Annotated in this window: 14 protein-coding genes; 4 read left to right on the top strand and 10 right to left on the bottom strand. The window is 40.4% G+C overall.

Annotated elements, in window-relative coordinates:
- Positions 1–5 precede the first annotated feature (5 nt).
- On the bottom strand, positions 6–704 hold the full coding sequence (locus J4N24_RS01920; RefSeq protein ID WP_207531945.1) for a DsbA family protein: 699 nt from the start codon (positions 702–704) through the stop codon (positions 6–8).
- Positions 676–1,644 (bottom strand): manganese catalase family protein, encoded by a 969-nt coding sequence (locus tag J4N24_RS01915; RefSeq protein ID WP_207531944.1) that lies wholly within the window; start codon positions 1,642–1,644, stop codon positions 676–678. The genes J4N24_RS01920 and J4N24_RS01915 overlap by 29 nt, the downstream gene beginning before the upstream one ends.
- 270 nt (positions 1,645–1,914) lie before the next feature.
- On the opposite strand from J4N24_RS01915, the gene J4N24_RS01910 reads away from it, so the two are divergent.
- The gene (locus J4N24_RS01910; RefSeq protein WP_207531943.1) at positions 1,915–2,145 is read left to right on the top strand and encodes a hypothetical protein; all 231 of its coding nucleotides are present in this window, start codon (positions 1,915–1,917) and stop codon (positions 2,143–2,145) included.
- A 16-nt stretch (positions 2,146–2,161) separates the two neighbouring features.
- Positions 2,162–2,422 carry a hypothetical protein gene (locus J4N24_RS01905; RefSeq protein WP_207531942.1) on the top strand — a complete coding sequence of 87 codons (261 nt, stop codon included), beginning with the start codon at positions 2,162–2,164 and terminating at the stop codon, positions 2,420–2,422.
- A gap of 95 nt (positions 2,423–2,517) precedes the next feature.
- Here the strand turns inward: J4N24_RS01905 and J4N24_RS01900 are convergent, their stop codons facing one another.
- From J4N24_RS01900 to J4N24_RS01890, 3 genes are all read right to left on the bottom strand, one after another.
- The gene (locus J4N24_RS01900; RefSeq protein WP_207531941.1) at positions 2,518–3,072 is read right to left on the bottom strand and encodes a sugar O-acetyltransferase; all 555 of its coding nucleotides are present in this window, start codon (positions 3,070–3,072) and stop codon (positions 2,518–2,520) included.
- Positions 3,073–3,175: 103 nt separating this feature from the next.
- Entirely contained in the window at positions 3,176–3,997 is an 822-nt protein-coding gene (locus tag J4N24_RS01895) for a PAS domain-containing protein (protein WP_207531940.1), read from the bottom strand.
- A gap of 112 nt (positions 3,998–4,109) precedes the next feature.
- Complete coding sequence (locus tag J4N24_RS01890) at positions 4,110–5,345, bottom strand: hypothetical protein (RefSeq protein ID WP_207531939.1); 1,236 nt, start codon at positions 5,343–5,345, stop codon at positions 4,110–4,112.
- A 163-nt stretch (positions 5,346–5,508) separates the two neighbouring features.
- On the opposite strand from J4N24_RS01890, the gene J4N24_RS01885 reads away from it, so the two are divergent.
- Entirely contained in the window at positions 5,509–6,189 is a 681-nt protein-coding gene (locus J4N24_RS01885; protein WP_207531938.1) for a dihydrodipicolinate reductase C-terminal domain-containing protein, read from the top strand.
- 528 nt (positions 6,190–6,717) lie between these two features.
- On the top strand, positions 6,718–9,705 hold the full coding sequence (locus tag J4N24_RS01880) for a PAS domain-containing protein (protein ID WP_207531937.1): 2,988 nt from the start codon (positions 6,718–6,720) through the stop codon (positions 9,703–9,705).
- 11 nt (positions 9,706–9,716) lie between these two features.
- Here J4N24_RS01880 and J4N24_RS01875 read toward each other — a convergent pair whose 3' ends face one another.
- The 5 genes from J4N24_RS01875 to J4N24_RS01855 all read right to left on the bottom strand — a co-directional run bounded on the left by J4N24_RS01875 (position 9,717) and on the right by J4N24_RS01855 (position 14,677).
- Positions 9,717–9,857 (bottom strand): hypothetical protein, encoded by a 141-nt coding sequence (locus J4N24_RS01875; RefSeq protein WP_207531936.1) that lies wholly within the window; start codon positions 9,855–9,857, stop codon positions 9,717–9,719.
- Positions 9,858–9,997: 140 nt separating this feature from the next.
- On the bottom strand, positions 9,998–10,351 hold the full coding sequence (locus tag J4N24_RS01870) for a response regulator (protein WP_207531935.1): 354 nt from the start codon (positions 10,349–10,351) through the stop codon (positions 9,998–10,000).
- Between the two features lie 521 nt (positions 10,352–10,872).
- Positions 10,873–11,532 (bottom strand): response regulator, encoded by a 660-nt coding sequence (locus J4N24_RS01865; protein WP_207531934.1) that lies wholly within the window; start codon positions 11,530–11,532, stop codon positions 10,873–10,875.
- Between the two features lie 85 nt (positions 11,533–11,617).
- Entirely contained in the window at positions 11,618–12,277 is a 660-nt protein-coding gene (locus J4N24_RS01860) for a PAS domain-containing protein (RefSeq protein ID WP_207531933.1), read from the bottom strand.
- Positions 12,278–12,802: 525 nt separating this feature from the next.
- Positions 12,803–14,677, bottom strand: a complete 1,875-nt coding sequence (locus tag J4N24_RS01855) for a serine hydrolase domain-containing protein (protein ID WP_207531932.1) — start codon at positions 14,675–14,677, stop codon at positions 12,803–12,805.
- Positions 14,678–14,722: the final 45 nt, after the last annotated feature.

Here is a 14,722-nt window from a genome sequence, read left to right as displayed (position 1 = left end):
TTCCATCAGGATGCAATGCTAAGGAAAGCATCTCTTAAAATTTCAAAAGGTCGATATCCTGTAATAATGATCCCTCTTTTGCCCGGATATGTTAAGGTGACAGTAGGGTATCTCCCTATATTGTTGATCTTAGCCTGCTGGATGTTTTTTCTAAAAGCTTCTCTGCTAGATTCCTGGTTATATTCATCAATAAACAGCTGAAGGTTGAAATCAAGATTCTGAAGGGACAGGGTTTCGGCTAGTTCGAGCAAGATATCCTGTTTAGCGATGTTCCTGCCTTCCATCATTACACCTTTCATAACTAATTTTAAATACTGCCATCCAAGTTCTTTTGATTGAAGCTCTGCAGTTTTTATAGCGATACAGGCAGGGAACGAGGATGTTGGAGGATCTTCAACCCATATACTTTCATTGAAGGGAATGCCTGTTTTTATCTTCGCATCCATCCAAACAGGGCCCATCTGAGAAGGCTTGTTAATAGCGTTAAGCGGGTCGTTAAAGTTTTCCCAGCGTTGGATCATTCCACCCAGGCAAATAGAAATGTTAAGTATTTCAGGAAATGCCTGGCCTAGTTTTTCAATTTCCAATAATAGTGCCCAGCTCCAGCAACAAAGAGGATCAGCGTAGAAGGTAAGTTCTATCCGATCCTCTGTTTGTGGAAATAAAAATTCTGAACTATTTTGATTTCTTCCTTGTGTCGTCAACTTTAGCTTCTGAATAAGTACTCCATTGGATATCTTTTACAGGTGTAGCAGACTTCACCTCTGCACTTCGTTCTTCACTTAGTGCCTTGTTCATCTTAGCTACTGTCTTTTCTGTACGGTCTGTTCCAGTTGGCTGTACGCTTGTAAGTCCCTCAGTACTGGTAACCGCATCTAAAGGATCCTGGATATACTGCCATTGCTCACCCAGCTGACTGCTCGTTCCTTCGTTCCATGGTCCTTTAGCTTCTGAACCTGAAGACATGTTGAAATATTGGTTGCTGTAACGTGGGTCGCTTTGAAGTACACCTGGAGGAAAATTAGGCTGTATAGTACTTAAGGCTGCTTCGAATTGCTGGTAGTGTGCTACCTCCCTGGTCATCAGAAATCTCAGCGTCTCCTTCACATAAGGGTCATCTGTAAACTTCATCAGGTACTCGTAAACTATTTTCGCACGCGATTCAGCGGCAATATTAGACCTTAGGTCGACCGTTAGATCTCCGTTAGCATTCAAATAATTGGCTGTCCATGGGTTCCCGTTACTATCGGTAAGCATCGGCCCGCCACCAGACAAAACGCAAAACTGAGGATTGATCATTGCTTCATGAATAAATCCTTCTTTTGCCGCTTTTCCGTCTAGCATCTGCATGATGTCCTCGCTTTCGGCAGCATTTTTCAATTCTCCGTTAACTCCTGACAATAACATTTGTATGGTTGCACCAACTATTTCCAGGTGACTAAACTCCTCGGTGGCGATGTCCATTAATAAATCGTATTTATCCGGGTATGGGTTCTTACAAGCAAAGGCTTGTACAAAATATTGCATGGCCGCCTTAAGTTCGCCATTGCCTCCTCCAAACTGCTCAAGAAGTAGTCTGGCAAATCGCGGGTCGGGTTTTGACACCCTTGCGTTAAATTGCAACTCTTTTACGTGGTAAAACATAGTGTTTAATTTAAGTGATTAGCCAAAGGGCTGGTAAATCATAGTAGAATTAGTTAACATCAGAGCTTCGCCAATGTTTGATCAAGCGTTAATCCAGCAATTTATTCCTGATGCAACAGCGGGGGCTTGACACCCCTGATCGTAAACGACCAGATTAAGGTAAAAAGTTCCGAAGAAGGTGAGGTGCGTAGGGAGAGGAGAGTTGTACTCTTAGCAGTAATTTTCCTCAAAATTTAAACAAAACTGGTTTGAAATTGCTTTTAACCTATCTTGACTAAAGAACAAATTGCTGCTTATATAGCAGAGGTTAACGCGAAATCCGCTGAATTTAAAGAAAACTTAAAGACCTTCAAGGAGGGTATGCACTTATTAAAGAACCGATTCTCAATGTTTGAGAATAAGCTTGAGGAGACTGAATCAAAGTTTCTGTTGCTTACCGCCGTTAAGCAAACAACTGTAATGAAGGTTATGGATTTTAGAACCCTGGATAGAACAGGGTAGAGGTCTTAACATAAATATGCAAATAATTCCAGCTCATTTTAAATTATCAAATAAGGAGATAATTTCAGGTGCGATAAGGATTCCTGATCATCCGGAATACGAATACTTTGAATATTACTCTGCAAGCCGAAAGGTCAAATTAGTGTTTCAGCAACCAGGAACCAACTTCCTGGAAATAAAAGCTGAATCGTATATTTCTCCTGATCTGTCTTCTTTCGAGGCTGAACTACTGGAAGGCCTCCTAAAGAAACTTACTGAGATTGGCTGTGTTAGCTAAGGTTGAACTTGCCACTTATACTTGCCAATTAAACTCATAGCAATCGAAAATACTGTTTGTTTTTCTGACAACTGCTTTCTTATAGTGGCAATACTTTATTCATTCAGTTTTTTTACAACCCTTGCAGGATTTCCTACGGCTAATGTATCAGCGGGAATATCCTTTGTAACTACGGCTCCGGCTCCAATTACGGCACGATCTCCGATGGTTACCCCGGGACAAATAGTAGCATGTCCTCCTATCCAGCATTCTTCGCCTATAGTAACAGGAAGGCAATCTTCCCACACGCGTCTTTCTTCAATATTAAGGGGATGCCGCGCCGTGTATATATGAACGCCGGGAGCTATTAATGTTTTTCGGCCTATAGTAACTTTTGCACCGTCTAAGATCACAGCCCCGAAATTGATGAATACTCCGTCTGCTGCAAAGATATTCTCGCCGTAGTCGCAATAGAATGGAGGCTCCAAATGCACATTCTTAGCTGAGTTAGGACAGAGCTCGTTCATTGTAGCTTGAAAGTTCTCGGTATAATATTCGGTAACGTTTAATTTGTGCAGTATACGCTTAACTTTAGTACGAATAGCTATCATTTCCTCACAATGTGCATCATAAGGCTCACCTGCCAACATTTTTTCTTTTTCGGATTTCATTTCTTTCAGTATCTAATAGTAGAAAGGGCTTGTAGAAGCCGACGGCAAGATAGAGTTTATTAAATTTCGAAACCAGGGGGGACGGAAATTCTCTGGTTTAACATCAGGAAACCTTGTTCGACTTTTCAGCTATTCTTTTCAATGCCGAGTCTAACTCCTGAGTACTTTCACGCAATAGGCGTAACACCTCAGACTCTTCTTCTGTTTGCTGATCAGGGTAGAGGGATAACAATCCTAGCATATTCGCTACGGATTTTCGGATCTCATGGGAGTTTAACCAGGCCATCTCCCGCAGAACTTCATTTTGCTTTTGAATCTGTTCGTCTTTAATCTTCCGGTCGGTAATTACAGAATGAATGGTAATGTAGCCTTTGAACTCATTTGCAGGGGTAAATAGGGGACTGAACGTTAACTCTACCCAATAATGCTCGCCATTTTTTTTGTAATTTATAAGCTCTTCTTTAAAGAACTCATGCCTGGAGCAACGCTCTTTAATTTTGTTTAGAGTAAATACGTCTGTCTTTTCTTTATGCAGTATGAAAGGTAGTTGACCTAATATTTCTTGGGAGCTATATCCAGTGAACTCGCTGAATGATTTGTTAACCCAAACTATTCGCGAATCCTTATCCGTTAAGATTGCCATGTTACTTACGCAGTTCAGAATATTTACCAGCTTCTCATTCTCTTCTGCTGAGATCTTAATTTCATTAATGTACCTATGTTGCCTCTCACTATACCGTCTTAAGGCGAAGTATAGCAAGATAGCTGTAAAGGAAATGAAGAATAGCCCTTTCCCACTTTGCATCAGAAGAATATCTTCCTTCCGTAATTTTTCAGAGAGAAAAAAGATAATTCTGTCGCTCAATACGATCCAAGTGGCGCTGATGGTTAAATAAGCTAGAGTAGCCCTTGATGCAAAAGTCATTGAAGAACTTTTACGTAAAAGGAAGAGGAATAGTTATCAAGGAAATTGATTAGCCCCTTGCCTAAAGTGCAAAGGGCTAATAATAGGTAATGAAAAGTACCTGAACTTGTAATTATTGAAATCCCTTTCTAGCTCTGAACCTGCCGCTTACGTTCACGCTTGGACGGGGAAAGGGCTTTCCGGAACCGGTAGGCGAAACTGTAAAGGTGCCTTCCACCCATCCGTCATCTTCGCCCATGCTTGTAATGTTTATTGAGCCCCCACTGATGGTAACCTTGTCATCGTCCAGGTAGTAATTTACGTAATCTACGCCATCTAGCCAGTGAAAGTGACCACCTGAATTTTCCATAGTGTAACCATGTGTACCTTTACCTCCCGGCCATCTTAATAAGAAATAACCTCCACCCTCGTTGTCAGGATTAGCAAGCAGATAGTCGCCTCCGAATTTAACTACAGGGGAAGCAGGGATCTTTATCATAGGGGAATTTCCTAACTGAAACTCGATAAAAGAACCAGCAATACTTATATGACCTACTACAAGGAATTTACCAAGTAGATCCATATCAATTTCCGCAGTTACAGCAACTGTACTCGGATTAGGGGTAGTTCCGGGTGCCTTGTATTTTGCCGTAGAGCCGTTAGACGTAAGGTTTCCGGCTCCGCTTAAGGTCCATTTTTTTACTCGTGATGCTGGGATTGGTTCAGCTTCATTGATCCCATATTCCTTCCCTTCAACAAGCGGGCCGAGAATATCAGGATCACAGACCACCTTAAGATCAACGGAACTTCCGGGCTCAATAGTTGTATGCACCGGTATCATATAGAGGAGTTCGAAGAAAGTCCAGTCGCTGAAGTGAGTAGTGTTAACAGAGATTTGCTTACTCGTTTTGTTTACCTGGGCACCGCCTATTGCCCGCCAAACGCCCCGTTTATCCTGATAGGCAATGCCAAGAAACTCAGGAAGGGTGTTTTGTATATCTTCATCAGTGTAAGAAAAAGTGATCTTCACCGGCTTTTTAAATTCGACACCATGAGGCTCCAGCCGGTAACCTTTATTGATGCCTAAAGGGTTTGTATTGGTAATGGGAACGATTGAAACCTCTTGATTTGATTCAAGAGCTCCTGCCGGAATTTCTACTTTAATAGTCCCATCTTTGCTGCTAAGACTGCCACCGCCCAGCCCAATGCTTTTGGAGATCCTGGCAGAAAGGTCTGCTTCACCAACAGGGGCTATGGAACCCGGAGTTTCTTCTTCTGCGGTATTATCTATCGATTCACCGTCTTTTTTACACGAGGAAAATTGAGTAGCCAGAAGGGCTATAAGGAGGTAATAGAGCGCTTTTTTCATGGTATTGAATGTGATTTGTCTGAACCAAACGTGTTCGATTCTGAAAACGCTACATGAAAATCAGGAATCTTTTTAACGGGGAGCTGGCGATGTTCGAAAGCCTCCTACTGCGATAAAACTTTTTGCGTTACTTATCTTTTTGCATCTTCGCGAAAAGAGAATTATGAAGGTCGTTGTTGTCGGAGCAGGAAAGCTTGCAAATGCAATTTTATCTTCCAATCCGGATTTAAGGAATTGTGAAGTTATTAGTTGGGATATGATTAATAGCGAGATTCTTTCTCAAGAGGTGATAGTGGTTCATGCCGGCTCAGGAAGGCAACTTGATGATGCCGTTGATTTTTGTGCAAAGACTAAGTCTGTATTGATCGAGCTTTCAACTGGACTTAAAACGGAGAATATGACTCCAAACTTTCCGCTCATAATTTGTCCTAATACCTCTATTTTACTTCTTAAGACCATTAGCCTTTTAAGTGATTCAAGAAAATATTTTGAGAAGGAGAAGATTAGGATCGTTGAATCCCATCAAAAAACTAAAACCTCCGCTCCGGGAACAGCCTATAAGATTGCTGAGTCTTTAAATATTCCTTTTCCCGAGATCGAATCTGTGAGGGAACCTGAACGGCAATTAGCGGAGATCGGAATACCTGCAGCGTTTTTGGATAGGCATGCTTATCACAAGATTATTATCGGAGAAGGATCTGAACAGATATCAATTGAAACAAAAGTGCTGGGGCATCAGTCTTACGTAACCGGCCTCTGGAAAATAGTTGAGGCCGTAAAAGATCATGTCTTTGAAAATAAGAGGTATTCAGTCCTGGATCTGATCGGGCAGAACTTGATCTAGGTAAGCTTTACATTTTAATAGTATTCTTCAACAAATTAATCGTTCTTCTTTTAAAAGAGCTATTAATTAATCCTACAAAGGGAGCGGAGATCAAAATTTTCATTTTAATCGTGGTCTAACAATAATAATTTAGTATTGCTTAGGGTTATAAGAGAATTAATTGCGGATGAAGAGCTTCTCTTTTTCGTATTTGTGATAAACCTCATTTTTTTATTACTACAAGAAATGGATATTCGCTCACTACAAATCTTCATTTGCTGATTCATGGTTGTGGATCTACCCCTGCTGCTTTCTCCAAAGCATCAGGGGTTTTTTGTTTAGCAGGTTCTGACCCTCCAAAGTACTTGATTTTTCTTTTTGATGGCTGCTAATCCCGATTAGCTGATTGCAATATTATAACCGCGGTCTTTTATCGAATGCTCCAAGTCTCATTACTATTTTACCAGTGATAGCAAACTAAATCCAGCATTTTATATTGTTTCTTTTGATTATAAACCAATTGCCGGTACGCTTTCATTCGATGATGATATGATACCATTACAAGACGTTCACGAGATTTTTAAAAGTCATCCTGTGCCCACCTTAATTTTATACCCTGAAAAGGATTATCGCATTATGGACGCCAATGATGCTTTTATAAAAGCCACTCGTACTCCCTTACCCGAGCTGCTTGACAAACCTCTTTTTCAGGTGTTTCCAGATTTGGAAACGGACAATAAAAAATCTGCAATCAAGTCTATCAGAACGGCGCTTGAAAAGGTACGGACAACGAAGGGAGCATATGATCTGGGACCTATTCGATACGATTTGCCAACAGGAAATGGAGCAAGTAGCCAAATCAACTATTGGGAAACTCATACCTCTGCAGTAGTAGATACTAAAGGGGAGCTAGCGTATATTATTCATACCATCCTTGATATTACGTCCAGGGTGTTAAATCGGGAGGAAGCGACTCGTGGTCTGGGTGAAGACGATACGGCATCAGCACCCGAAAATAAAACCCGGGTAGAAATTGAACTGGAAAGAAACCTTCGTACGATCTTTAACAATTCTATAGAAGGTTTCGTCCTTACCGATCCTGACTTAAAGATTAAGGCGTTCAATAATAGAGCTCATGACTATATTTTATTAAAAGACTCACCCCTTAAGTTTGAAGAAGGTAAAAGCCTTTTGGATTATATCGAAGATCCCTGGAAAGAATATTTTAAAAAGCAGGTTATCCGTGTGTTGAAGGACAATGTGGTACAATATCAGAGACCTCTGTTTGTAGAGGGAGAGGGTTTTTACTGTTTTAGTTTTTCTATTTATCCAATTAAAGAGGAGGGAGTTATTACTGGTGTCTGTATTTCAGGTAGAGATATAACCCAGCAAAAGATGGCTGAAGACCGGTTGGAGAAAAGTGAGAAAAAGTTCAGAGGACTCATCGAAAATAGTTCGGACGGGATTATGCTGTTAGGGGAAGATAACATAGTGAAATATGTATCTCCGCAGGTAGAAAGAATAACCGGACTAAGCTGGGAAGTATTGCTGGATTCTGTATTTGTATCGCATTTTGATAGCAAAAACGCCTCTTACCTTAATCAATTGTTGGAGCGACTTAAGCAGAAGCCTGGTTCGCAGTTAAAAAATGTCCTTATTTCTCTTGCAGAAGACAATGGTCAATCAAAATGGATGGAGTTTACGTTTAGTAACATGCTGAAAAATGAGGCCTTAGGGGGGATAGTAGTCAATTTCAGGGATGTGACAGTAAGGAAGCAAAGCGAGTTCGAGCTTTTTAAGCTTAATAGTCGCCTGATTTCTGCTCAGAAGATTGCCCGCCTGGGATATTGGGAGTTTGATGTAAGTAAGGATCAGCTCTTCTGGTCTGACGAACATTATGATATTTGGGGATGGCCAAAAGCTACTTCTGTAAGCTTCGATCATTTCCTTGGATCGGTGTATGTGGAAGACCGGGACCGGCTGCTGGAATATCACAAGGAAACTATAGCTGGAAAGCATAATACAGATATTGTTTATAGAATTAAAAGAGCGGATGGAGTTTTAAGATATGTTCACGCCTTGGCTAATTCTAACTGCAATGAAGCCGGAGAGGTTATAAGTATGGAAGGGACTGTACAGGATATCACGGACAGAATACTTGCCGACCTTACTATTGCCGAATCGGAGGAAAAATACCGGAAGATCTTTCAAAACAGCCCGCTTCCCAACTGGATCTACGAGTTGGAAACGCTAAAGATTGTAGAAGTTAATGAAGCTGCAATAAGATCTTATGGTTATAGTCGTGAGGAATTTCTTTCGATGAGTATCTTAGATTTCAGACCTATTGAAGATGTTCTTAGTGTTACTAAACTCGTAAAAGAGGCCTCAAGAAAACGCTCCTCCAGTCTCGGTGCCTGGAGACATCGTAAAAAAAACGGCGAATTGATTTTAGTAGAGATTTCTTCTCATGCTATTCAGATTAACCAGCGAGAATGCCGGCTGGTAATTGCCAATGATATCACTACCCGCGCCGAAGCAGAAAAACGTTTAATTGAAAGTAATGAACGATTTATACTAGCTACACGTGCTACATCAGATGCAATATGGGACTTTGACCTATTGAACGACAGGGTTTTTCTGGGAGAAGGTTTTTCGACGCTTTTTGGTTACCAGGAGGCGGGTACAGAAGTATCCAGTGCATGGATCACAGCGCTGGTGCATCCTGATGATTTCGAAGAAGTGTGGGCGGGGATAGGGCGAACCCTGGCGGACAGTATTACTCAGTACTGGCATGATGAATATCTGTTCCAGAAGGCTGGTGGGGAATATGCCATTATCGTAAATCATGCTGTAATAGTGCGTGATCCTGGTGGAAAGCCTGTAAGGATGATCGGGGCTATGAAGGATGTTACAGCTCTTAAGATGGAAGAACATCGGTTGCGTTTATTTGAGTCGGTTATTACCAATACAACTGATGCTGTGTTAATTACCTCTCCAGAAGTTGTTGTTGACGGAGAGGTGTCAATCATCTATGCTAACCCTTCATTTTATAGGATGACGGGTTTTATGGAAGAGGAAATATTGGGTAAAAGGACAAGTATACTTACAGGGCCCGAAACAGATCCTGATGAATTGCAAAAACTAGGTAACGCTATTGCGGAAGGTAAAAGTTGCAGTATAGAGACTGTCTTTTATAAAAAGAATGGGGAATGTTACTGGGGTTCCTTAGGTATCGCACCGGTTCGTGATGAAACAGGCCTTATCAAGAATTACATCGCTATATGCAGAGATATTACAAGTAGTGTGAATTACGTTAAAGAGATAGAAGCCCAGAATAAGAAATTAATGGATATCGCCTGGGTACAATCTCATATTGTTCGAGCACCTCTTTCGAGGATCCTTGGATTGGTTAATCTAATGACCATGGACCCGCAACAGGAAACTCTTAACGAGTTAATGCCTTTGCTATACCAGTCGGCAGTAGACCTTGATGATGTGATCAAAGAAATAATCAGAAAAACGCACAACCTTGCGTAATTCTACGGCTTTTAAGGAACTTTAATATAACTGGCAGGAAGAGATGACGGAGTTGTTGAATAACGTTGTTCGTTATACCAGAAAATAACGATAAATACTCCAGTCAGGAAAAACAGCCATGCCAACAGAACACCTTTGTTTATACGTCTCATAACGAGATCTTTGTACGATAGTTTTTCTCAGAAGTTCTGCCGATGTATAAAATAATTTATATTAAAGTAAAAGCCTGCTGGCCCGCTCCAAACCGCAAGAGCGTTTAATGGGTGGAGCGAGAGCAAGCTGAACCAAATTCTTATTTTAACACCAGGCGATTAACTCGGGATATCAGTTCGAGCGCACTAAATGGTTTCGTTATATAGTCGTCGATACCCAGTGCAAAAGCCTCTACAATTACTTTTTCCTGATGAAGACCAGAGAGTATAATGATTGGAATATCATAATTCTGCTTTACTACTCCTGCAAATTCTAATCCCGAAGAGTAAGGCATTAATATATCAGTGATCACCAGATCTGGCTGATAAGCAGCTATTTTTTCTAATGCTTCAATTCCATCTATTGAACTTTCAACTTCGTGGCCAGCTCTTTTTAATCGGGTTTCCAGTACCTTCAGGGTTACTGCGTCGTCTTCGGCAATTAAGATCTTCATTCTCCCACTTTTAAAAAATCAACACGGTACCTTCCCTAAATACCCACCTTAATTCTAACGGGAAAGTACCGGTCGATTATACTTTTATAATGTGTCCTATTAACTCTTTTAGAAATTTTCACTATCTGAAAATCGTAGTAAATAAAGCGTGGAAATTTTTAATTATTGCAAGTGCAATAATTACATCCATGAGCAATGCAAAGTTTAATGATTGAAATATTGCAGAGAAATCAAACTTCCTGGTTTTAAAGATTCTGTTTAATAATATTAGCGTCATGGTGTTATTTCTTTTATCGCTGCAGAACTGATTTCCTTGCGTTCTTGTATGAAACAAACTTCAGAAAATTTCCATTCAGCCACCATAGTGTGAAAATGGTAATTTTCAAAATACGCGTTTTGTATTAGGGCTAGGTGTTTTTACGGATAAGGTATGAGTATTTAAACTTAGAAAGTTGTTTTGCTTTCGATGGATCTGTAATGCGAGCTGGAGCTGGAGCTGGATGTTCTGTGGTTGAGCAAAACTAAGAGGTAAGTAACTGATTTTTCACGGCAAATAGTACCAAGCCAGCAGTATTGCGACTTTCCGTCTTTAAAAGAAGACTTTTTCGATGGGTATCGACCGTGCGAATGCTGATATTAAGCTTATCTGCAATCTCAGCGTTAGTATATTCCTTACATATAAGGTTCAGTACCTCAACCTCTCTGGGACTGATTCCATTAATGGAAACCGTCTTTCGTTCTTTCCCTTCCCTTAGTTTATCAACTACTTGATTATTGAGATAAAATCCGGTTCTGTAAACCGAGTTTATTGCCCATAAAAGCTCGCTTATCGGACTATCTTTAGGTAAATAAGAAGCTGCTCCAGAGTTAATAACGCTTGATATAGTAGGTGAATCGGTATGCATAGAAAGTACGATCACTTTAATATCAGGATACTTTTGATGCAGGATCTCGTTTAATTCCTCTCCCGACATCTCAGGCATATCAATGTCGATGATGGCAATATTAGGTTTAAGAGCAGGAGTAGTGGCAATACTTTCCAAAAAAGCGCTCCCATCGCTATAGGCATTTAAAAACTCGAATTCAGGAATAGACTTTAATGCCCGCGACAATAACTCACGAAAAATCAATTGATCATCTACTGCAGAGATCTTTATTTTTTCTGTCGGCTCTAAAAACATATATTCTTTTTGAAATTGCAATAATCCTGATTTTTGAAGAATTAAGGATGTTAAGAAAAGATATATTGCATTTAGATTATGAAAATTATTCCCCGATAGTATCGATATCTGACTCCAGCTGGTTGATGTCTTTTGAAAGCTTTCTTAGCTCAATATCTAATTCATCAGCTGAAATTTTTAAAAGCGAGTGGATCTCTCTTAGTTCGTCTGCCTCGATGCATTCTTCGCTTAGTCTTGCCAGGCTGAGGATCGAAGCAACGGGGCGACGTAGTGAATGAGAATTTGCCCAGGCAACCTGCCTGAAGGCTTCTTTCTGTCTTTCAATGATCGCTTCATTTCGCTTTCGCTCTGTAATGATATTTGATATCGATATATATTGACTTACCTTACAGCTATCATCATATATCGCAGAGATATTCAGTTCTACCCAATATTCTTCACCACCTTTCGTATAATTAATAATTTCACCCCGCACGAAATCGGATTTGATGATTTCCTGATTGATCTTATCCTGGACGCTAACATCCGTATTTGGACCATGAAGAAAGTTGGGATACTTGCCTGCAACTTCTATAAGGGAATACCCTGTAAACCGTTCAAATGTAGAATTTACCCAAAGTATTTTTCCGGTGTTGTCTGTGATCATTACCAGGCTATTGATCTTATCTGCCAACGCAGAAAGTCTGACATTCTCTACAAGGGTACGGTTAATCTGATCAGCAGCATCAGCTTTTGTTCGTTCCAATTCCTGTAGGGCCCTTACTTCTCTTAACTGCAATCGATAAAATAAATAGGGAAGGATGGAAAAGAAAAGGAGGGTGATGATAAAGTGTACAAGGGTTGGCCTAAGGTTTAACAGGACGGAAAGCTCTTCAAGAAATAGGTCTGTCCCTAATACTCCTAACCCGCTGAGTATAAAAAATATCAGGATATATAACTTTAATCGGTACAAACTTTCTTGGGTGCCTTCAGTGTAACTTATGTTGTTAGGATACTACGTATTTTCTTTTTTGATGTTACAGCTGATTCGGAACGCTTACTGTTTTTCGCCACATCATTCAGGAAAGGCGAATATAATTAAAGTTCTTTTTCTCACAATAGTTCATTTGCCTGAGTAAATTGAACTGAATGTTCCTGGAAAGATAAAACAGCTTTTTTGAGGAAATTTTCATGATTTAGTAATAGGAGGAGCTTTCCAGGCTGAAATTGCAACTATGGACATAGCAACTCTGTCTGCTTGAAAGCGTCGAAAGTTGCTATATGCTTTAATCTAAAGTGACCAAACCCTGATTCCAATCCATCCGTTGACGGCTAAATAAATAGCAAAACAAGCTAAGACAGTTAGATTGAAGCAGAGTATTCTTTTAACCCACTTATTATCAATTTCAGTCCATCTTTTATATAATAGTATCAATCCCCAGACAATAGAAAGGCTGAAAGCAACTGAACCAAGGAAGATAGCAGCTGAGTAAATATTGAAATTATTAAAGGCAGGCTTATTGGTAGAATCGATATTCACCATGGCCCAGTAGGCCAGATATGCTGAGCTTAGTGCTAAAAGGGGTAAAGACACTGGTGCAAGGATATTGAGCCTTGCTTTTTTTAAAACCGCAAGTGTGAGGGTTTGAAAAGCCAGTAGGACCGTTGCTAAAACAACCAGGGCTGTTAGTCCCAGCAAAATTTGCTGTAATAAAATAGGAAAGTAAGAGGTTCTTTGGTAGAATTCGCTTCTATAACCCTGGAAGAAGGTATTGCCTGTGTCATCTCTCCCTAAAACGTAATAGGGTTCAAGCTCATGCTTCCGCTTAAACAAAAGATCCTTCACACGGTATAAAGTGTCAGTTGGCCTAAACAAGCTTTTTATTACTAGGTTGCTCCCCGACTTTTGCAGTTTAAATCCGCCAAGGATTGTCTGTAGAAAATTCCATTTATCGCTTCTGGGATTTTGAAATTGATAATAGCCAAGGTAAGGGGCGATACTGCTTGTAAGAGGAATGGCTGCAGTTGTATTTGCTTGGGGAAGGTCTTTGGTTAAATAGTCTTCTATAATCTGAGATAAAGGCCATAAGCCTTTTCCCGCGTTGTTACTTATGGCATATCCAATCTTATGCTCCCTATTGTATAAAACCAGTGAATTGAATCCTTCTCCATCGCCAAAATGCCCCCTGAACGTTACCTTCGGGTTATTAGGGAATTTATCATTTCCCAGGGCATAGCCCAGCTTGAGGCCGTTCCTGGCGGCGAGTGTGCTATGGACCTTTTCCATCTCATTCAAGTAGGTTTCTGGAAGCCATGGTCCTGATTCTAATTGCCAATTTTTAATAAATAGTTTTAGAAAATTTGCCATATCCAGACCGCTTGCAAATAGGGCACTTCCTGCACCGGTTCCTATTGGCGAATAGAAAGGGTATTGTGTAAGTTGCGCCTTTGAGGAACGGTATCCTACAGCATAGTCCTCTGTTTTATTATTTTTGTGAAAGAAGGTCGCGTATTTCATTCCGACAGGTGCAAGGAGTTCTTCTTCTAGAAAAACATACCACGGTTTTCCGCTGAACTTTTCTATTAGATAACCCAGGATCTCATAATCCGGATTGGAATAGGACATTCGTTCCCCTGGTCTCCAGCGGGAAATGAAGCTGTTTTTATGCGTCATTACTGCTTCGAGGCCCTGATGCTGTTCTGATTTATTAGAATACATTTTGTTAAGGTGAACATCATCAAAACCTGCAGTATGTTCCAGCAGATGCATAACCCTGACAGGATGTGTACCTTCCCATTGATTCTGAAATTTAACCTCCGGGGCTATCTTCCTAAGTTCATCATCAAGTTTGAACTTTCCACCGTGGATTAATTTAAGTATTCCCATGGCGGTGAACATTTTCGTTACGGAGTTTTGGTGGAAAAGAGTCTGTGGATGCACTGCCTTCCTTTTTTCCGGATCAGCATAACCAATGGCGCCCGCATATACTGTTGAGTCTCCTTTAACTATAGCAATCATCAGTCCCGGCATGTTCTCACGTTCCATCACTTGCCGGATTTCCTTCAGCAAGGTAGTTGTGTCTTTAATTGGAAGAGGAGCTTTCGGTGTTTGGCTATAAAGGTTTAGTGTGAAAAAGAGAGTTAAGGTAGAGATGAAAAGTTTCATGGTTTACTGGGTTATGTTTTATAGTTTAGTAGATGCTCTCTGATA

This window comes from Desertivirga arenae (assembly GCF_017355785.1).
GTDB lineage: Bacteria > Bacteroidota > Bacteroidia > Sphingobacteriales > Sphingobacteriaceae > Desertivirga > Desertivirga arenae.
Note: the sequence above shows the minus strand (reverse complement) of the source record. Positions and strands in the feature narration are given on the sequence as shown.